This window comes from Pseudomonas sp. KB_15 (genome assembly GCF_052114525.1).
In the GTDB taxonomy this organism is placed as follows: domain Bacteria; phylum Pseudomonadota; class Gammaproteobacteria; order Pseudomonadales; family Pseudomonadaceae; genus Aquipseudomonas.
This window is the reverse complement of record NZ_JBFREX010000040.1, coordinates 1-19,964: the sequence shown is the minus strand read 5'-3', so window position 1 is coordinate 19,964 and position 19,964 is coordinate 1. Positions and strand designations below refer to the sequence as shown.

The following is a 19,964-nucleotide window of genomic DNA, read 5'->3' as shown; positions in this document are numbered from 1 at the left end:
TGTGCCGTTCAATCAAGGCACTGACAAATTCATATTAATGAGCTTTCAGTGCATTAATTTTGCTTTAAGTTGCCCCGTCGGCCGCTTATGTAGCACAGCAAACCGCCCAACGCAGCCAGTGCACTCAAGGCATAAAACATCGTCGGTGCCGGGGTGTGCATCAACATGAAGCCGCAAATCACCGGGCTCAACGCACCGCCAAGCGCAGCAAGGTTTTGCGCGCCATAGTAGCTGCCGCGCAGCTCTTCCGGAGCCAGGGTGTCGACGAAGAGAAATTCGGCCGGATAAATAATGATTTCACCGAGGGTGAAGATAAACATTGCCACGCACCAGCTCACCAGACTGTCTGCCAGGCTGAAGCCGATCAGCCCGAGGATGAACAGGCAGGTACCGGCAACAATCCACTGGCGCAGTTGCTCGCGTTTGAGGAAGCGCCCGATCTGGTACTGCAACAGGATCACACTGATGGCGTTGCACGCGAGCAGGGCGGCCATGATTTCCATGGTGTGTTGGGGGTTACTGGTCACCAGCAGGTATTGCGACAGGTAAAACGTGAAGCGCCCGTGCACCACGGTGCTGAGCAGGCAGCCAGCGGTAAACAGGATCAGGGTGCGGTCGTTTTTCAGGGTGATCAGGGTTTTGAGAAAACTCTGAGTCTGACCGGTGACAGACGAGCGCGCCGGGTCCTTCGCGATCCCGGTCATCAGGAAAATACTGAAAAAGGCGATGGCTGCCGCAATCAGGAATGGCGCGCTGGCAAAGGCACCGGCAATCAGCACGCCGAGCATCGGCCCGACAGCGTAGCCAATGTTGGTCAGCGTATAGCTCAGGGAAAATGCCTTGGCGCGCTGGCCCACCGCAAGGTTGTCGCTGAGAATCGCTTTCGAACCGATCAGGAACAGCGATGAGGCGGTTTCGGTGACGATCAGGGTGATCGTGGTCAGGTAGAGGTTTTCAGCAAAGGTCAGCAACACCAGGCCGATAGCGCTGGACGCCATCGACAGAACAAGCAATCGGCGTTTTTCGAAGCGATCGATGATGTAGCCACCGTAGAGGGAGAGCAGGGTGGCGACGAATACGGCGATGCCGAGCAGCAGACCAACGTCCTGTTGATTGAGGCCAAGCTTGTCGCTGACGAACAGTGTGAGCAGCGGACTGGTGATGGCACGGCTGACGACGATGGTCAGCGAGCAGATCAGCAGGCGGCGGATAAGGGGGGAGTAGGTGGTCACGGGGTGAATGTCCTTATTCGATTGGGCCGGCATCAGCCCAATCGTGGACGCTACTCTAGCAGTCGGACACTGGGTCGTTGCTACAGGATTTACTGGCGGTGCAGCAACACAAAATCATTCTTGTCGAACCGCCCGCTCAGCACGGGTGGCAAGGCGCCAATAGCCGTACCTTGCAATGCTTTATAGGCGTTCAGGTCCATCATCAACCACGCAGACCCTTTGAGGTTTTCCAGTTCCAGGGGCGACTCGGTGAAAACCGGTTGCAGGTCCTGTTTGATGTTGACCATGAACTTGATGGCCTTGGCATCCTTGCCCATCGCGTGCATCACCAGCGGCGCGGGGTCTTTTTGCATCAGGTCGACAGTGGCGCGGCTGAAGGTCCGGGTGTCGTAGAGTTGTCGTTGGACAGGCTCGAATTGCAGGATGTAGAACGACCAAATTGCCAGGACCGCGCAAAGAGCCAGTGTTTGCGCTCGCCAGCGGGCGCGCTTGAGCACTGCCAGGGCGATCACTTGCAGCACGCCGAGAATGATGAACAACGAAGTGAGGTGAGCCACTTCCTCGGGGAATTTTCGCCGGACTACCAGCAATGCAACGATCAGCAGGCCCGGGATCAGCAGCCACAGGCCCTGCATCAACCCCCGCAGCCAACCAAACAATCGACCCTGTGTGGCGTAGAACGGATACGCCGCCACAATGGCCGCCATGGGCAGCATCGGCAGCAGGTAGCGGGCTTTTTTCGCCTGGGGGATCGAGAGGCCAATCATCACGATCAGTCCGGCGGCGACGCAGTATTGCAACAGGCGCAATACCGGGCCGGTTTCCCGGCGGTCGGAGATTCCGACCGCCATCAGCGCCAGCACTGCCAAGGGCCACGCCAGTGCGTAATTACCCAGCGAACTGGTGAAGTAATACAGCAAATCGTTGGAACCCTCGGTGCCGTCCATGCGACCCATGAACTGCATGCGAATCACATCTTGCAAAAACGCCGGGCCGCCACTGACATCTGCCAGCCACAACAACAGACCGATGCACACCGCCAGCAGCAATGCTGCCAGCGACCCGAAGGCGATCAGCCGCCGCCATTGGCGACCAACCAGAAAATAGCTGCAGAGCATCCCCGCAGGAATGACCAGACCGATTGGCCCACGAATCCAGAAGCCCAGCATCAGCAAGGCAAAGACCAGGCCCCAGCGGCGCGGCGCCGAGAAGTGATCGGCGGCGTAACCCAGGTAGAACACGCTGAACGCGACGGCCGCAAGCATCAGGTCGAGGGAAACGGCGCGGGTTTCAGTGATGAAGGTGTTGGTCAACAGCATCAGGGCGATGCTCAGCAGCGCCCAACGCGTGGAATAGGGCGCCAGCAAGCGGTACATCAAGGTGACGATGACCGCTGCGGCGATGGCGCTCGGCAGCCATGCGGTCAGGCTGGTGACCTGGCCGAACGGCAGCGAAAGCAGCCAGATGAATATCGTTGAAAGTCCCGAATAGTCTGCGTAGGGCTGGCCATAGGTCGTCGGAAAAAACGACGGCCCATTGCGCAGCATCTCCTGGGCGAACAGCACGAAGCGCGAATCGAAACCGATGGCCGCCTGCTGGTACATCCCGGCGCAGAACAACAACAGCGCCAACAGACCCAGCGCGAGGGACTGTTGACGGATGTGAGGGATCATGAGGTTCAGGCGACCACTGATTCGGTTGACCATTGCTGGTAAGGAATCGGCAAATTGCGCGATTCGCCACGGCCGATCGGGAAGTAGGTGAAACCGATGCGTGCCAGACGGTCTGCGTCATACAGGTTGCGGCCGTCGAAGATCACCGGTGCATTGAGCCGCTGCTGGATCAGCTCGAAGTCCGGAGCCTTGAACTGTTGCCATTCGGTACAGATGATCAGTGCGTCGGCACCGGACAAGACCGACTCAGGCGTACCCATGAGCATCAGTTTCGATTCATCGGGATACAGCTTCTGGGTTTCCTGCATGGCTTCCGGATCGAACGCACGGACATTCGCCCCGGCGGCCCACAACGACTCCAGCAACACCCGGCTCGGTGCATCACGCATGTCGTCGGTGTTTGGCTTGAACGCCAGGCCCCACACGGCAAAGGTCCTGCCACGCAAGTCGCCCTTGTAGAACGCATTGATGCGCTCGAACAGCTTGTGTTTCTGCCGCTCGTTGATGGCTTCCACCGCTTGCAGCAGGTCGCTGGAGCAATGGGCCTCCTCGGCACTGTGGATCAGGGCGCGCATGTCCTTGGGGAAGCATGAGCCGCCGTAGCCGCAGCCGGGGTAGATGAAGTGGTAGCCGATACGCGAGTCGGCGCCGATGCCCAGGCGTACCGATTCGATGTCGGCTCCCAGGTGTTCGGCCAGCTCGGCGATCTGGTTGATGAAGCTGATCTTGGTCGCCAGCATGCAGTTGGCGGCGTACTTGGTCAGCTCGGCGCTGCGCAGGTCCATGAACATGATGCGTTCATGGTTGCGGTTGAATGGCGAGTACAGGTCGCGCATCACGTCACGCACTTCGTCGCGTTCACAGCCGACGACGATACGGTCCGGACGTCGGCAGTCGGCCACGGCCGAACCTTCTTTCAAGAACTCCGGGTTGGAGACGATATCGAACTGCAATGCACGCCCGGCGTTGAGCAGGCATTTGTCGATGTGTGCACGCAAGGCGTCGCCGGTGCCGACCGGTACGGTGGACTTTTCCACCAGGATCGCCGGTTGTTCGCGATGCCGTGCCACCGCTTCGCCCACCGACATCACGTAGCGCAAGTCCGCCGAGCCGTCGTCCCGGGACGGAGTACCGACCGCGATGAACAGCACCTGTCCGTGCTGGACCGCGAACTTTTCGTCGCTGGTGAACTGCAACCGCTTGGCGTCAAGACCCTCGCGCACGAGGCTGGCCAACCCGGGTTCAAAAATACTCACGTGGCCCTGCTTGAGCAGTTCGACTTTTTTCTCGTCAACGTCCATGCAGACCACGTCGTGGCCGACTTCCGCCAACACAGCTGCCTGCACCAGGCCAACATAACCGCTACCAAATACACTGATTTTCATGGAGCACTCCTTAATTCGGGCGCACGAGCAGGTCGAGAATTGATGGTAATGACGCCGAGGATGACCAATGCCACGCCAAGGCTTTTTGTAAGGCTGAACGCTTCGTTGAACAGTGGCAGGCTGGCGGCCAGCAGGTACACCAGCGCGTAGCTGATGCTCAGCAATGCGTAGGCACGGCCCAGGGGCAGGTCCCGCAGGGCGGCGAGCCAGCAGAGCATCGACAACGCGTAGGCGAAGATGGCAACGAGCACCACGGCAACGGCTGTCAGGTCGACAGGAGCGATGAGCCATTGTTCGGGTTGTGGCAGGTGACTCATGCTCCAGCGCATACCCAATTGGGCCGCGCTGACCAGCAGCACACTGCCCAGTGCGAAGGTGATACCGCGACTCGGGTTCATGTGTGCTGCCCCAGCAGAGCCACGCCGCCGATCACCAGCGCCACGCCCAGCCAGTGGCGGCGGTCGATGGCTTCGTGAAACACGAAACGCGCAACCAGGGTGATCAGCACGAAGTTCAGGCTCAGCATCGGATAGGCAATCCCGACTTCCAGACGTTGCAGCACCAGCAGCCACACCAGCAGGCCCAGCCCCATAGAGGCCAGGGCCAGCCAAAGCCAGGGTGAACGCAGTTTGTCCATCCACCCGGAAGGTTTGCCACGCCAGCTTTCTACCGCGTACTTCTGGGCGATCTGGCCCAGGCAGGTCAGCAGGCAGGCGACCAGTAGCAATAGCAGGCTCATAGTGTCGCCTGAGGGATGATCAAAATCACCAGATTGCCTTGTTCATACCGCTTGCCCTCTTTGGGCAACTGTTCAAGTTCACGCAGCTCTTCTTCGCCCTTGACCCGCATGACCACGCCGACCGAACCTTGCTGGCGAGCGTCGTGCATCCACTGCTGCACCTGATCAGGGTCGACGCGCTGCTTAAGCGAATCAGGATAGGCAAGGCCGTATTTCAATTCACCTATCGTGTTGAAAAAAGCCACTTCGGGACGTTTCACCCGCCAGGACAATGCCGATGCGGCACCCAGATCGTTGCTCAACAGCTTGGCACTCTGGCCGAGCTCCTGGGCGTGATCGAGGATGAACTGGTCGGGCGTTTTGTTGGCGACCACCGAGTTGGGCAGCCCTGCTGGCAGCACGCCGATGAACAGCAGGCTGCCGAAAGCCGGGGCAGCCCAGCATTGCAGCGGGCGGAAGGCTTGCAGCAGGTTGGCCATGATCCAGCCGATCAACCCGATGAACACCAACACCAGGTTGTGCAGTTCATGATCGTAAATCGGCTTTTTCAGTTGCAGATAAACCAGGGCCAGCAGGGTAACGACACCCAGGGCCAGGTTCAGCAGGCCATTGATGCCCAGGACGCGGCCTTGTTCCAGTTTCAAGCGGTCAGCCAGTGCATGGCCGAGCAACAGGGCCAGGGGCAGCAGGCATGGCAGAATGTAGGACGGCAGTTTGCCTTTGCTCAGGCTGAAGAAGATCAGCGGCATCCACAGCCACAGCAGCAGGAATGCGATATTGGCCTGGCGTCGGGTCTGCCATGCCTGTTTCAGCGCTGGTGGCAGCAACGCCACCCACGGCAGGCTGAACGCTACCAGCAACGGCAAGTAGTACCACCACGGCGCACTATGCTGCGCGTCCTYGCCGGCGAAGCGACGGATGTGCTCGTGCCAGAAGAAGAACCGCCAGTAATCGGGCTCCTGGGCATGCACCGCGAGGACCCACGGCAGGCTGACGGCGATGGCCACGACCACCGCCACCGGGCCGTAGGCCAACAGTTCACCCCAGCGTTTTTGCCAGATCATCCAGGGCAGGGCGATCAGCACCGGCAACAGCCAGGCCAGGAAGCCCTTGGTCATGAAACCCATGCCGCAGGCCAGGCCCAGCACCGCCCACGCCACCAGGCGTTGGCCACGACCGACGCTGTCCAGCGCAAACCACAAGGCCACCAGGCTCAGGTTAACCCAGAACGTGAATTGCGGATCGAGGTTGGCGTAACCCGCCTGACCGGCGATGACCGTGAAGCTCATGTACAGGAGGGCGCAGGCAAAGCTCTTGCGCGCATCGTTCCACATCCGGCGGGCGATCAGGTAGCACAGCAGCACGCTCAAGCCGGTGCTCAGTGCCGAGGCGAAGCGCACCCCGAAGAGGTTCTGGCCGAACAGCGCCTGACCGATGGCAATCATCCAGTAGCCGGCCGCCGGTTTTTCGAAGTAGCGTACGTCCATGAAATGTGGCGACACCCAGTTACCGCTCAGGAGCATGCTCTGGCCGATCTGGGCGTAGCGGGTTTCGTCAGGAATCCATAAGCCATGACTGCCCAGCGGCAGCAGGTACGCCAGCGCCACCATGGCCAGCAATAACGGCACAGCCCAGCGTTTGCTCATGCGCCTTGCACTCCCAGCCAGCCTTCGCGACCTTCGAGTGCACCACGTACCACACGGCCTATCGGCAAACTGTCAGGGGTCTCGGGCAGCAAGTCGCCCAAGGGTTGAAAATGGATGTCACGCTGATGCGCATCGCTCAGCAGTTGACGGAAATCATTGGCCATCAGAATCCCTTCTACCTCSGCATGWATCGTATAKACGTTGAGTTTTTCCGGAGTGAACCGGTCCAGGATGAACGTGTTGAAGTCCTTGGCGGCGACCGTCGGGCCGACCACTTCGTCGAACGTCGGCAGGTCCACCGGGATTTGCGGTGCACCCAGGCGACCATCGGCCAATAGCGGCTGGAACAGGCCCTGGCCGCGACAATCGCTGTTATAGCGAAAGCCGAAACCCTGCTTGGCTTCGATCACACGCTCGTCGGCACGCCAGCCGGCGGACGCCGAGCAGGAGATCTTTTCCCCGAGAATGTCGCTGAGCGTGTCCACGCCGCGGCGTATCTGTTCGACCAGTTGTGCGTCGCTCCAGCGCCCGGCGTTGGCTTGCCAGCCGTGGTGATCCCAGGCGTGCAGGCCGACTTCATGCCCGGCATCCCGGGCCTGGCGCATCAGGTGCCCCAGGTCGCGGCCGATCGGTTTTCCAGGCCATGCGGTGCCGGCCAGCAGAATGTCCCAGCCATACAGGCCGGCTGCGTTGGAACGGAGCATTTTCCAGAGAAACTGTGGACGGATGAGGCGCCACAAGTGGCGCCCCATGTTGTCCGGCCCGACACTGAAGAAGAACGTCGCCTTGACCTGAGCTTCATCAAGGATTTCCAGCAACCGGGGCACCCCTTCACGGGTACCCCGGTAGGTGTCGACATCAATCCGCAGTCCCGCCTGCATCAACGCTTGTCCGCGATTTCGAGCATGGCTTCACGAAGGAAGAAGTCCAGGGTGTTGCCGATGGTTTCGCTCATCTCCACGGTTGGCGTCCAGTCCAGCAGACGCTTGGCGTTGGCGATGCTTGGCTTGCGATGGGACACATCCTGGTAGCCGGTGCCGTAGAACGCCTTGCTCTCGATATCGCGGAAACCGGCGAACGGAGGGAAGTTGGCGCGCAGCGGGTGAGCTTCGAACTGACGCAGCAGCTCTTCGCCCAACTGGCGAATGCTGGCCTCGTTTTCCGGGTTGCCGATGTTGATGATCTGGCCGTTGCAGACATCGTTGTCGTTGTCGATGATCCGTGCCAGAGCTTCCACGCCGTCGGCGATGTCGGTGAAGCAGCGTTTTTGCTCGCCACCGTCGAACAGGCGAATCGGTGTGCCTTCCACCAGGTTCAGGATCAACTGGGTAATGGCGCGGGAGCTGCCGATACGGGCCGAATCCAGGCGGTCCAGACGTGGGCCCATCCAGTTGAACGGACGGAACAGGGTGAAGTTCAGGCCCTTCTGGCCGTAAGCCCAGATCACGCGGTCGAGCAATTGCTTGGAGACCGAGTAGATCCAGCGCTGCTTGTTGATCGGGCCGACCACCAGGTTGGAGCTGTCTTCGTCGAAGTTGTTGTCCTGGCACATGCCATAGACTTCCGAGGTCGACGGGAAGATCACGCGCTTGTTGTACTTGACGCAGTAGCGAACCAGTTTCAGGTTCTCTTCGAAGTCCAGTTCGAACACGCGCAGCGGGTTACGGGTGTATTCGATTGGCGTCGCGATGGCCACCAGCGGCAGCACCACGTCGCACTTCTTGATGTGGTACTCGATCCACTCGGAGTGGATGCTGATGTCGCCTTCGACGAAGTGGAAGTTCGGGTGGCTGCGCAGGCGCTCGATGGCGTCCGAACCGATATCCAGACCGTAGACTTCGTAGCGGTCGTCGCGCAACAGGCGCTCGGACAAGTGGTTACCGATGAAACCGTTGACGCCGAGGATCAGCACGCGGGTGCGACGCGGGGCACGACCGGATTCGGCACCGCGCAGCACGGAACCATCCACCAGGCCCAGTTCGTTGGCCAATTGCGGACCGCTCAGGTACAGACCGTTGTCGTTGCGCTGGCCGGCGTTGATGATCAGCGAATCTTCACCGCAGGCGATGCGCAGCGGGTCGACGCTGATGACACGGCCCGGAGCCTGGCCTTCGTTGCCCTTGGCAACTTCGGCGCTCCAGACAATCAGCTTGTGCTCGCCCACCGCGCAGAAGGCGCCCGGGTACGGTTGGGTCACGGCGCGGACCAGGTTGAACAGCTCTTCGGCCGGTTTGGCCCAGACCAGCTTGCCGTCGGCCGGGGTGCGACGGCCGAATACGGTGGCTTTGGATTCGTCTTGCGGTGTTTCGCTGACTTTGCCTTGCAGCAGCGCCGGCAGGGTGTCGCGCAGCAGGTCAGAGGCTGCCGCACGCAGCTTGCCGTGCAGGCTCAGCGCCGTGTCGCTGCGCTCGATCGCGACCTTTTGCTGGGCAACGATGGCGCCCGCATCGGCACGCTTGACCATGCGGTGCAGGGTCACGCCGGTTTCCGTTTCGCCGTTGACCAGCACCCAGTTGGCCGGTGCGCGACCACGGTAGCGTGGCAGCAGGGAACCGTGCAGGTTGAACGCGCCTTTGCGCGCTGTGGCCAGCAGCGGTTCGCTTAGCAGGTTGCGGTAGTAGAAGGAGAAAATGTAGTCGGGATCGAGCTTGGCGATACGCTCGATCCACAACGGATGGTTGGCATCTTCCGGTGCATGCACGGCGATGCCGTGGCGGGCGCACAGCTGCGCAACGGAGCCGTAGAACGCGTTCTCCTTCGGGTCGTCGGCGTGGGTGAACACCGCAGCGATCTCAAAACCGGAGGAGAGCAGGGACTCGATGCCGGCACAGCCAATATCGTGGTAGGCGAAGACAACAGCTTTTGCACTCATGAAGGAACCTGATCTGAAGAAGTGGAAGTAAGGCCGTCGACAGTAACAGCGGAAGCGGAGGAGGCGGGCTGGCTACGCAGCACCTTTTCAATGAAGAAGCGCGGACGTGCGCGCACGTCGCTGTACATGCGGCCCAGGTATTCACCCAACAGGCCCATGCCGATGAATTGACCACCGGTGAAGACGAACAGCACGGCGAACAGTACGAAGGTACCACCACCGGCCCAGCCGGCGCCGAACACCAGGCGCAACAGGACCAGCGCGATGGCGAACAGCATGCCCAGGGCCGCCATGCCGACACCGACGATGCTCAGCAGTCGCAGTGGCGTGGTGGTCATGCAGGTAACCAGGTCGAACATCAGGTTGATCAGGCGCATCGGGCTGTACTTGGAATCGCCGTGTTCACGCTCGGCGTGGGTCACGAGGATTTCCGTGGTATGGCGGGCAAAGCTGTTGGCCAGGATCGGAATGAAGGTGCTGCGTTCACGGCAGGCGAGCATGGCGTCGACGATGGTGCGTCGGTAGGCGCGCAGCATGCAGCCGTAGTCGCTCATGGCCACGCCGGTGGAGCGTTGCACGGCGAGGTTGATCAGCTTCGATGGCCAGCGGCGCAAGGCCGAGTCCTGGCGGTTGTTGCGTACCGTCGCGACGACGTCATAGCCGAGCTCGGCCTGGGCCACCAGCCGCGGGATTTCTTCGGGCGGGTTTTGCAGGTCGGCATCGAGGGTGATGACGACATCGCCCTTGCACTGTTCGAAACCGGCCATGATCGCCGCATGCTGGCCGTAGTTGCGGTTGAGGATGACCGCCACCACCGGGCTGCCTTCGCGGGAGGCGGCGTCTTCGAGAATCTGTGCGGAGTCATCACGGCTGCCGTCGTCGACCAGCACGATTTCGTAGGCCTGGTGCAATTGCTGGCAAGCCGCTTCGGTGCGACGAAGCAGCTCCGGCAGGCTGTCCTGTTCGTTGTAGACCGGAATGACGATCGAAACGAAGTTGATTGGGTAAGGTCTCAAAGGCTTCTGTCCATACAGTTTTCGATGGCAGCGACGACGCGCTCGACATCATCGGTGGTCATGTCGGGGAACAACGGGATCGAACACAGCCGCGCCGAATTCCATTCGGTGTTGGGCAGGTACAGGTTGGGGTAACGCTGGCGGTAGTAAGTGTGCAGGTGCGTTGCAATGAAGTGAATGCCGGTGCCGACATTCTGCTCCTGGAGGGCTTTCATGAACGCTTCGCGATCCAGCCCGCAGCGTTCGGCATCGATACGCAGGATGAACAGGTGCCAGGCGTGCTTTTGCGAATAGGCTGGAACGGCCAGCGGTTGCACCGGCAAGCCTTCCAGGCGCTGCAAGTAGGTCTGGGCCAGTTGAGTGCGCCTGGCGTTGATTTCGTCCAGACGCTCCAGTTGCACCAGTGCGATGGCCGCGTTGATGTCGGCCAGGTTGTACTTGAAGCCGGGCTCGACCACTTGGGCCTGGGGCTTGCGGCCGTGGGTCAGGCGGTCGTAGGCATCAACCCCCAGCCCGTGAAACTTGAGCATGCGTACCCGCGAGGCCAGGGCTTCATCGTCGCTGACGAACATCGCGCCTTCGGCGCAGGTCATGTTCTTGATCGCATGGAACGAAAAGATCGCCGTGCCTTTGGAGCCAACGTGACGACCTTTGTAGAAAGTGCCTGCCGCGTGGGCGGCGTCCTCGATCACGGCAATGCCGTGTTTGTCGGCCAGGGCGTAGAGCGGATCGAGATCGAATGCCGCACCGGCGTAATGCACCGGGATGATGGCTTTGGTGCGCGGCGTGATCGCGGCTTCGATAGTGGCCACGTCGGTCATCAGCGTGTCGCGGTCAACGTCGACGAACACCGGCGTGGCACCCAGCAGGGTGATCATGTTGGCGGTGGAAACCCAGGTCTGAGACGGCGTAATGACTTCATCGCCGGGACCGACGCCCAACGCCAGCAGGGTGATATGCATCCCGCCGGTGGCCGAGGAAAGTGCCACGGCATGCCGGCAACCGACGTAGTTGGCGAAGTGTTCTTCCAGTGCCTGGTTCTTCGGTCCGGTGGTGATCCACCCGGAGCGCAATACTTGCTCTACGGCAGCGATTTCTTCGTCGCCGATACTGGGGCGGGAAAAAGGGAGAAACACCTGACTCATGGGCACCTCAGGGGCTGAGAACGTAAATAGCCATTGAGGCTAAAAGGGATCCAAAAATCAGCATAGACGCTAAATCAGAATCTGCATCAAATCAACTAGTTACTGAGCGGAGGTAAAAAAATTGCATCAGTTGACTTTTTTCGCCATGGCCGGCAGGTTGGACGTCAATCTGGGTTGCACCGACTTTACGGAAGGTTATGCCCGATTTTGTGAAAGGAACATGAAAAAACGGTTGGGGAATCGTTTATCTGAAAGCCATTAAGCCGCTGTTCAGACTTCCTGCATTTATGGCGATTTTTAGGAAAAGTCCTACAGCAGTAATGTCTTTTACATGATCGTTATTTCACTACTTAGTTGTTTCATTGAACTGTTTTCATTCAAGGCCGTTTCGTTTGATTGACTTACCTGTTACTGACACACGCACACCCCTCACCAATCCGCTGACCCTGTATCTGGCGCGGCTGGCGCCATCCAGTCAACTGACCATGCGCTATGTGCTGCAGGATGCCGCCGACCGCCTGGGCTTCGAAGACCACGATATCGAGGAGATACCCTGGCACAACCTGCAGCCCGAGGACGTGATCGCGCTGGTGGCCACTTTGCGTTCGGACGGCTACGCGCCCAACACGTCTTCGCTCTATGTCAACGCCGTGCGCGGGGTGATGAACGAAGCGTGGCGCATGAGCCTGATCTCTCAGGAGCATCTGCTGAAGATGCGTTCCGTAAAGGGTATTGCCGGTACACGGCTGTCCCAGGGGCGCAATCTCAGGCGGACGCTGATCCAGGAACTGATGGCGGTCTGCGCGGCTGATCCGCGGCCGCAAGGCCTGCGGGATGCAGCGATCATCGGGATTCTGTACGGATCGGGGATGCGCAAGTCCGAATCGGTGAACCTGGAGCTGAGCCAGGTCGATTTCACCGAGCGCAGTCTTCGGGTGACCGCCAAGGGCAACAAACAATTGATCAAGTACGCCCCGGCCTGGGCGTTCGCCAAACTTGAGGCGTGGCTTGAGCTGCGCCGTTCATTGCTCAAGGAAGGTGAATCGGACGACCCGTTTCTGTTCAACCGCATCCGCCGTGGCAGCCACATCACGCGTGAGCGCATCACCAAACATGCGATCTACTACATCGCCCGGCAACGGGGCGCGCAGGTCGGGGTGAAAATCATGCCCCACGACTTCCGGCGTTCATTCATAACCCGGGTGATCGAAGAGCATGACTTGTCGATTGCGCAGAAGCTGGCGCACCACAGCAATATCCAGACCACGGCCAACTACGATGTGCGCGATGACAACGAGCGGCGTCGGGCGGTGGATCGATTCGATCTGTGAACGATTACATCTCGCTCAGTACATGGGCATGGCCGATGGTCGAGACCTGAACCGCACTGCCGGCGGGTGGTGCATACATGCCTGAACTGCGCACCAGCAGTGATCGGCCCGGTTGCTCGCTGCGGGTCAATGACTGGAGTTCCACTGTCAGCGTGCAGGTGTTGCCGCTGAAATCCCGGTCGGTGACCACGGCCCGGCAACCGCTGGCTTCCAGCTCACTGGGGAGGATGCTGGCCAGTTGCAGCTGTTCGGGGCGCAGCATGATCTGCGCCGACTTGTTGTTGCGGTGGTTGTTGACCGGGATACGCCCCAGGTCGCAATGGGCCCAGCCGGCCTCGATGCGTGCGGGCATGACCACGGCATCCCCCAGAAACAGCGCGGTCTGTTCGTCTTCGGGATAGCGGTAAAGGTCCAGCGGGTGCCCTGACTGGACCAGCCGGCCATGGCGCATCACCGCCAACTGGTCGGCGAACGACAAGGCTTCACTCTGGTCATGGGTGACCAGAATGGTGGTGACGCCCGCGTCTTCCAGCAGCCGCGCAACCATCTTGCGCATCGCGGCGCGCAATCCGGTATCGAGCGCCGAGAACGGCTCGTCCAGCAACATCAGCCGTGGCTGTTGCGCCAACGCCCGGGCCAGGGCCACTCGTTGTTGCTGGCCACCGGACAATTCGTGAGGCCAGCGCTCGGCCATCTTCGCGTCCAGCGCCACGCTGTCCATCAGTTCGGCGACTCGCTGTTGTTTTTCATTGCCCTTGGTGGACAAACCGAAGCCGATGTTCGCCGCCACGGTCATGTGCGGGAACAGCGCACCGTCCTGCGGCACGTAGCCGATCAGGCGTTGATGCGCCGGCACCTCGTGGGTGCCGTCGACCAGGGTCTGGCCATTGAGCGAAAGACGCCCGGAATCGGGGAATTCGAACCCGGCAATCATCCGCAGCAAGGTGGTTTTACCCGAGCCGGAAGGGCCGACGATGACCGTACGACTGCCGCTGGGAACCGACAGGCTGACGTTGTCCAGAGCACAATGGGCGCCATAGGACTTGTAGAGGGCATTCAATTCAAGAGTGTTCATCGGCCAGCCGTTTTTTTCGATTGGTGATAAAGAAGTCCGGTCAACGGAAGCGACAGCACAACCATCAATAAGGCGTAGGGCGCAGCAGCGGCATAATCGATTTCGCTGGTCATGGCCCAGAATCCGGTCGCCAGGGTGCGCGTGCCGTTCGGGGCCAGCAACAGGGTCGCGGTCAATTCGTTGGTGATCGCCAGGAACACCAGCGCCGCGCCGGCGGCCGCCCCCGGCGCGGCCAGGCGCAAGGTGATCAGCCACAGCGCCCGCGCTGGCGAGCGCCCAAGACTGCGGGCGATGTTTTCCAGTTCCACCGGGGCCTGGGCGATACCTGCGCGCAGGCTCACCAGGGCACGGGGCAAGAACATCAACAGGTATGCCAGCAGCACGGTGAAGGTGGTCTGGTAAATCGGCCGGGCAAAATGGATCGTGACGGTCACCAGCGCCAGCGCAACGATAATTCCGGGCAAGGAACTGGTGATGTAGTTGCAGCTTTCCAGTACCCGTTGCAGTCGGCCAGGGTAGCGGATCGACAGCCAGGCAATCGGGATCGCCGCGCAGGTGGTCAGCGCCGCGCCAGCGATACCGAGCAACAGGGTTTGCTCCAGCGCGGGCAACAATTCAGCCATATCCCAGACTTCCACACCGCCGGCGATGAGCCATTTACCCAGGGTGATCAAGGGCACGCCCAGGGCCAGGGCGCAGGTGACGATTTGCAGCGTCAGCGACAGCAGCGTTGAAGTCGTTTTCAGGGTGACGACCCGCTGCTCCCGGGCGCTTCCCGAACCGACGCGAGCGTAGCGCGCGGAACCGCGGGCGGCAGATTCGGCCGTCAACATCGCCAGGCAGCACAGCGCCAGCACACTGGCCAGCATGTGCGCCGCTGCGCCGTTGAAGGTCGATTTGAACTGATCGAAGATCGCAGTGGTAAAAGTGTCGAAGCGGATCATGGCGTACAGGCCATATTCGGCCAGCAGGTGCAGGCCGACCAGCAAGGCGCCACCGCAGATCGCCAGGCGCAATTGCGGCAACACTACGCGGAAAAACACTTTCCAGGGCTTGAGCCCCATGGACTCGGCGACGTCTTCAATGGCCGGGTCGAGCCGGCGCAAGGTGGCCGCCACCGGCAAATACAGGAACGGGAAGTAGGCGATGACCGAGACCAGGACACCGGCAAACAACCCGTGAATGGGCGGCACCAGGCTGACCCAGGCGTAGCTGTGAACGAAAGCGGGCACCGCCAGAGGCGCGGTTGCCAGTAACGACCACCAGCGTCGTCCGGGCAAATTCGTGCGTTCGGTCAGCCAGGCCAGCGTCACCCCCAGGGCCACGCACAACGGAATCGTCAGCAGCACCAGCAACACGGTGTTGACCATCAGCTCCCCGACCCGGGGCCGGAACACCAATGCCACAACGGTTGACCAGCCGGTCTGCAGGGACACGCCAATAACGTAAGCGATCGGTAGCAGTGCCAGTAATGAAACCAGCACCGACAAACCGATCACCCACGCACCGCCACGCCCCGCAAGGACTCCACGGGAACGTCGACGCAAATTTGCGGGTGTCGCCTCGGCGACATCCGCAGGCAGGGTTTCAGGTATCAATTAGAGCAGTCCGGCCTGTGTCATCAGCTCCACGGCTTTTTTGCTGTCGAGTTTCGAAGCATCGACAGTTGGCGCATCGAGTTGATTCAGAGGCACCAGTTTAGGGTTGGATTCAGCGCCTTTGCCCACGGCGTACTCAAACGACTTGCCGTTTTTCAGGACGGCCTGGCCATCCTTGCCGGTAATGTATTTGAGAAACGCCTGAGCTTGTTCTTTGTGTTTGCTGGAGGCGAGGACGCCGCCGCCGGAGATGCTAACAAAAGCGCCCGGGTCTTTGTGCTTGAAGTAGTGCAGGGCGGTGTTCTTGCTGTTTTCGCCCGTCTTGGACTGATCGACCAGGCTGTAATAGTGGTAGATCACGCCGCTGTCGATCTGCCCGGCATTCACCGCTTTGAGTACCGAGCTGTTGCCACGATAGTTGGCGTAGTTGGTTTTCATCCCTTTCAGCCATTCCAGCGTGGCCGCTTCACCCTTTTGCTCCAGGATGGCCGCGACAATGGCCTGGAAGTCAGCACCACCTGGCGACGCAGCCCAGCGTCCTTTCCAGGAAGGATCGGCCAGGTCCATGATCGATTTCGGCAGATTGGCTTCCGAGAGCTTGCTCGGGTTGTACACAAACACCGTGGAGCGCGCGGCGAGCCCGACCCATTTGCCGTGGGCCGGGCGATAAGCGGAGTCAACCTGTTCCAGGGTGGTTTTGTCGACTGGCGCAAACAGCCCGGCGTTGTCGACCAGGACCATGGCCGGAGAGTTTTCGGTCAGGAAAACGTCAGCCGGAGAGGCCGCGCCTTCCTGCACGATCTGGTTGCCCATCTCGGTGTCATCGCCGTTGCGCAAGGTGACCGGAATACCCGTCTCCTGGGTAAAACCCTCGACCCAGGCCTTGGTCAGGCCTTCGTGTTGCGCGTTGTACACCACGATGCCGACGGAGTCAGCTGCATAAACCTGGCCAGCGCTCAGCAAAGCGGTGGCCAGCAGGGCTTTTTTCAAGAACGAAGGGATTTTCGGAATCATTCTGCGGGCTGCTCCAGGTGCATTTTTTATGAAAATCATACGCATTTAAACGCCTGTTTACCAATGCGAATGATTTGCATGTTTTGAATGGCACGGAATGTAGAGATCCAAATGAGAAAATAACGTCAAAAAAACCGTTAATACATGTAATTTTCATTCAGATTAGCAGCGCTGCGTCCACTGTGGTTCGACAAACGAAAAAACCCGAGAGGCCGGTTCGACTTCTCGGGTTTTTTTAGTCCTGGCTGTCAGGGCTGGATTTGCGGGAAAATCAGGATCTGCAGGCTGCCGCGCTGATAGCGTTTTCCGTCGGTGGGCAGCGCCTCGACTTCCTGAAACTCATCGACGCTGTTGACCCTCATCACCACCCCGACCGAGCCCTTTTTCCGCGCCTCGGTCATCCATCGCCCGACGTCTTGCAGGGTCACCTTGCGCGAGGCCGCGGCGGGATCCGAGAGGCCGTATTTCAATTCGCCGATGACGTTATAGAGCGCTACCTCCGGTCGCTTGGTCAGCCAGGACAAGGCCGAGGCAGCACCCAGGTCGTTGCTCAGTAGCGAGGTGGTCTGGTTCAGACTGTCCAGGTGTTCGGCGATAAACCGGTCGGGCATCTTGCTGTCGACAATCTGGCTCGGCATGGCGGCGGGTAGCAGCGCCACCAGCAGCCAGATGCCAAGGGCCGGCATCGCCCATAACGTCAATGGCCGCAGGATTTGCAGGGCGTTGGCGATGATCCAGCCCAACAGCACGATGAACGCCAGGGACAGGCTGAACATCTCGGTGTTTTCGAAAATCTCTTTGCGCAATTGCAGGTACAGCAAGGCAATCAGGGCCGACGTGGCAATGACGACATTGAGCCATCCGTTGAAGCGAATCGTCCGTCCCCGTGCCTGTTGCAACAGGTTGGTCAGTGCATCGCCCATCAGCAGTGCCAGCGGCAACAGGCACGGCATGATGTAGGTCGGCAGCTTGCCGCTGCTTATGCTGAAAATCGCCAATGGCAACAACAACCAGAGCAGGAGAAAACCGCTGACGGGCTGACGCTTGTTGTTCCAGGCCTGGATGAATGTGGTTGGCAACAACGCGGTCCAGGGCAGGACAGAAACCACCAGCATCGGCAGGTAGAACCACCACGGACGCGCGTGTTGCGCGTTGTCGGCGGCGAAGCGGCGGACGTGCTCGTTCCAGAAAAAGAAATTCCAGAAATCCGGTTCCTGATGATGAACGGCCAGCGCCCAGGGCAAGCAGACGGCTGCGGCGACGACAATAGCCAGTGGCCCGTAACGCAACAGCTCGCCAAAACGACGCTGCCAGACCAGGTAGGGCAGGGCGATCACCGCCGGCAGCAGCCAGGCCAGAAAGCCCTTGGTCATGAAGCCCATGCCGCAGGCGATGCCCAGGATCACCCAGGCACCCAGGCGGGCACGCGTGGTGCGGCTGTCGATGGCAAACCACAGGGAAACCAGGCTCAGGTTGACCCAGAGGGTGAATTGCGGGTCGAGGTTGGCGTACCCGGCCTGACCGGCAATCAGCCCGAAGCTCATGTAAAGCAGCGCGCAGGCAAAGCTTTTGCGCGGATCGCCCCAGAACCGGCGGGCAATCAGGTAGGTTAGCCACACGCTCAGTCCGGTACTCAGTGCCGACGCGATGCGCACCCCGAACAGGTTGTCGCCAAACACGGCCTGGCCGATGGCAATCATCCAGTACCCGGCAATCGGCTTCTCGAAGTAACGAAGGCCCATGAAGTGCGGCGAGATCCAGTTCCCGCTCTGCAGCATTTCCTGGCTGATCTGGGCATAACGGGTTTCATCGGGAATCCACAGACCGTGGCTCATCAGCGGTAGCAAGTAGAACGCGAAGAACGCCAGTACCAGGGCGAATAGCATCCAGCGTTCGTTGGCAGGCGCCGTTGGGGCGTGCAGGCGGGAAGAAGGGCCAGCAAAATCTGGCAATGGCTGATTTGACGTCATGTCTCGACCTTGGCGCTGAGGTGGCTGGTTGAAGAGTGATCTGCAACTTGTAAGAGTGAAAGTCGGAATGATATTGAACGGCGAGAAGTTGAATCACACTTCTCGCTGTTTTGTTCAGGTTTCATTCAGTCCGGCTTGAAATAACTTAGTAGCAAAGTTTTCGAGCCGTAAAAATTTCAGTTTTTTTCTTGTAACAGAGTGTTCCAGTCTTCGGCATTCACAATACCGAGCACTTGCAGTTGCCCATTACCATCGATGTGGACAAACAACGAGCTGGCGTACTCGGCGTCCTTCGCTGAATGCCTCAAGCCGCTCTGCTTTTCAAAGTCCGCGATGCAACCGCTGTGGGTCACCAGTACAAGGTTGCGATGGGCAACCTTGTGCGCCACGACATCGTTACGCAAGGTCGTGCCGCAGGTCGCCAGCCACTCCTGGGTCCGTGGGTCGCTGTTGAACATGTAATGGGCAGTCTGCACGGTGCGCGTCACCGGGCTGGTGAGGATGTCGGTTTGCGTCAGACCCAGGCGTGCCAGGCCTTGCCCGACGCCCGCAGCCGCTTCGCTGCCGACACGGGTGATGCCGTCGGCCGGGCCCAGGCAAGGATTGCTGGAACGGTCGCAACGCTCGGCATGACGAACCAGCACAGCGATCTCGCCGGCACTCCATTGTTGCACCAGTTGTGCCCGGGCTTGCGCCCCTTCATGGGCCAGGTTGGCCGGGGATCTCGGCCACAGGAAAAAACCGGTGACCACTGCGGCGACGGTCAGGGCACCCACCGCCACTACCGATTTGAAGAGGCGCGAAGACGGTTTACGCGAGACGGAGTTGACCAAGTTTGTCCACCATTTGGAGCGCCAGGGAAAGTGCCGTTAAAAAGTCTGAAACAACACAAAAAATTTCCGCCAAGGCTTAGTTCAGCGAATTGACTGCTGCACAAAGTAAATCTGCGCAGGTGTCGGAGCAGTGAAAGGAATGTGAAAAATTTGCAGTGAGGGGGCGGGCGGGTAATCAGCTGGTTACTGGGAATTATTTTCTTTTGCTCCTGCATGGGAAGACAGCGGCAAACTAACGCTGTCGACGAGATTGAACTCAACGGCGAACTTGTCGCCGTTGATTCAAGGGGAGAAACCGAGGCCAGGAGGACGGGCAACCAGCCTGATGCCAATCAGTTAAGCGCTAATGCAATCTGTAGCAGCTGCCGAGCCCGCGAGGCTGCGTTCGGCTGCGAAGCAGTCGTAAAATCAGTCATTGCGGTACGTCAGACAGGC

Annotated in this window: 16 protein-coding genes; 1 reads left to right on the top strand and 15 read right to left on the bottom strand. The window is 60.0% G+C overall.

The features are described from left to right. Positions 1 to 53 precede the first annotated feature (53 nt). From AB4Z35_RS23555 to arnB, 10 genes are all read right to left on the bottom strand, one after another. Positions 54 to 1,232, bottom strand: coding sequence for an MFS transporter (locus tag AB4Z35_RS23555; RefSeq protein WP_442099707.1), 1,179 nt, complete (start codon positions 1,230 to 1,232; stop codon positions 54 to 56). A gap of 89 nt (positions 1,233 to 1,321) precedes the next feature. Then, a complete protein-coding gene (locus AB4Z35_RS23550) occupies positions 1,322 to 2,905 on the bottom strand; it encodes an ArnT family glycosyltransferase (protein ID WP_442099706.1) in 1,584 nt (527 codons plus the stop codon). Positions 2,906 to 2,910: 5 nt separating this feature from the next. Further along, positions 2,911 to 4,290: a UDP-glucose dehydrogenase family protein gene (locus tag AB4Z35_RS23545; RefSeq protein ID WP_442099705.1), complete on the bottom strand. Its 1,380-nt coding sequence runs from the start codon at positions 4,288 to 4,290 to the stop codon at positions 2,911 to 2,913. Continuing rightward, on the bottom strand, positions 4,287 to 4,688 hold the full coding sequence (gene arnF, locus AB4Z35_RS23540) for a 4-amino-4-deoxy-L-arabinose-phosphoundecaprenol flippase subunit ArnF (RefSeq protein WP_008000370.1): 402 nt from the start codon (positions 4,686 to 4,688) through the stop codon (positions 4,287 to 4,289). Before arnF ends, AB4Z35_RS23545 begins: the two co-directional genes overlap by 4 nt. Beyond that, positions 4,685 to 5,029 carry a 4-amino-4-deoxy-L-arabinose-phosphoundecaprenol flippase subunit ArnE gene (gene arnE, locus AB4Z35_RS23535; protein WP_442099703.1) on the bottom strand — a complete coding sequence of 115 codons (345 nt, stop codon included), beginning with the start codon at positions 5,027 to 5,029 and terminating at the stop codon, positions 4,685 to 4,687. Before arnE ends, arnF begins: the two co-directional genes overlap by 4 nt. Then, the gene (gene arnT, locus AB4Z35_RS23530; RefSeq protein ID WP_442099702.1) at positions 5,026 to 6,675 is read right to left on the bottom strand and encodes a lipid IV(A) 4-amino-4-deoxy-L-arabinosyltransferase; all 1,650 of its coding nucleotides are present in this window, start codon (positions 6,673 to 6,675) and stop codon (positions 5,026 to 5,028) included. The genes arnE and arnT (AB4Z35_RS23530) overlap by 4 nt, the downstream gene beginning before the upstream one ends. Then, a complete protein-coding gene (gene arnD / locus AB4Z35_RS23525) occupies positions 6,672 to 7,556 on the bottom strand; it encodes a 4-deoxy-4-formamido-L-arabinose-phosphoundecaprenol deformylase (protein WP_442099701.1) in 885 nt (294 codons plus the stop codon). The genes arnT (AB4Z35_RS23530) and arnD overlap by 4 nt, the downstream gene beginning before the upstream one ends. Continuing rightward, complete coding sequence (gene arnA / locus AB4Z35_RS23520; RefSeq protein ID WP_442099700.1) at positions 7,556 to 9,547, bottom strand: bifunctional UDP-4-amino-4-deoxy-L-arabinose formyltransferase/UDP-glucuronic acid oxidase ArnA; 1,992 nt, start codon at positions 9,545 to 9,547, stop codon at positions 7,556 to 7,558. Before arnA ends, arnD begins: the two co-directional genes overlap by 1 nt. Beyond that, positions 9,544 to 10,563: an undecaprenyl-phosphate 4-deoxy-4-formamido-L-arabinose transferase gene (gene arnC, locus AB4Z35_RS23515; protein ID WP_442099699.1), complete on the bottom strand. Its 1,020-nt coding sequence runs from the start codon at positions 10,561 to 10,563 to the stop codon at positions 9,544 to 9,546. Before arnC ends, arnA begins: the two co-directional genes overlap by 4 nt. Then, a complete protein-coding gene (arnB, locus tag AB4Z35_RS23510) occupies positions 10,560 to 11,708 on the bottom strand; it encodes a UDP-4-amino-4-deoxy-L-arabinose aminotransferase (protein ID WP_442099698.1) in 1,149 nt (382 codons plus the stop codon). Before arnB ends, arnC begins: the two co-directional genes overlap by 4 nt. A 392-nt stretch (positions 11,709 to 12,100) precedes the next feature. On the opposite strand from arnB, the gene AB4Z35_RS23505 reads away from it, so the two are divergent. After that, positions 12,101 to 13,039 carry a site-specific integrase gene (locus AB4Z35_RS23505; protein WP_007994614.1) on the top strand — a complete coding sequence of 313 codons (939 nt, stop codon included), beginning with the start codon at positions 12,101 to 12,103 and terminating at the stop codon, positions 13,037 to 13,039. Positions 13,040 to 13,043: 4 nt separating this feature from the next. Here the strand turns inward: AB4Z35_RS23505 and AB4Z35_RS23500 are convergent, their stop codons facing one another. The 5 genes from AB4Z35_RS23500 to AB4Z35_RS23480 all read right to left on the bottom strand — a co-directional run bounded on the left by AB4Z35_RS23500 (position 13,044) and on the right by AB4Z35_RS23480 (position 19,529). Next, positions 13,044 to 14,114 (bottom strand): ABC transporter ATP-binding protein, encoded by a 1,071-nt coding sequence (locus AB4Z35_RS23500; protein WP_442099697.1) that lies wholly within the window; start codon positions 14,112 to 14,114, stop codon positions 13,044 to 13,046. After that, positions 14,111 to 15,709: an ABC transporter permease gene (locus AB4Z35_RS23495; RefSeq protein ID WP_442099747.1), complete on the bottom strand. Its 1,599-nt coding sequence runs from the start codon at positions 15,707 to 15,709 to the stop codon at positions 14,111 to 14,113. The genes AB4Z35_RS23500 and AB4Z35_RS23495 overlap by 4 nt, the downstream gene beginning before the upstream one ends. Before the next feature lie 3 nt (positions 15,710 to 15,712). After that, entirely contained in the window at positions 15,713 to 16,726 is a 1,014-nt protein-coding gene (locus AB4Z35_RS23490) for an iron ABC transporter substrate-binding protein (RefSeq protein ID WP_442099696.1), read from the bottom strand. 248 nt (positions 16,727 to 16,974) lie between these two features. Next, positions 16,975 to 18,696: a lipid IV(A) 4-amino-4-deoxy-L-arabinosyltransferase gene (gene arnT / locus AB4Z35_RS23485; RefSeq protein ID WP_442099695.1), complete on the bottom strand. Its 1,722-nt coding sequence runs from the start codon at positions 18,694 to 18,696 to the stop codon at positions 16,975 to 16,977. Positions 18,697 to 18,872: 176 nt separating this feature from the next. After that, on the bottom strand, positions 18,873 to 19,529 hold the full coding sequence (locus tag AB4Z35_RS23480; RefSeq protein ID WP_442099694.1) for a histidine phosphatase family protein: 657 nt from the start codon (positions 19,527 to 19,529) through the stop codon (positions 18,873 to 18,875). Positions 19,530 to 19,964 lie beyond the last annotated feature (435 nt).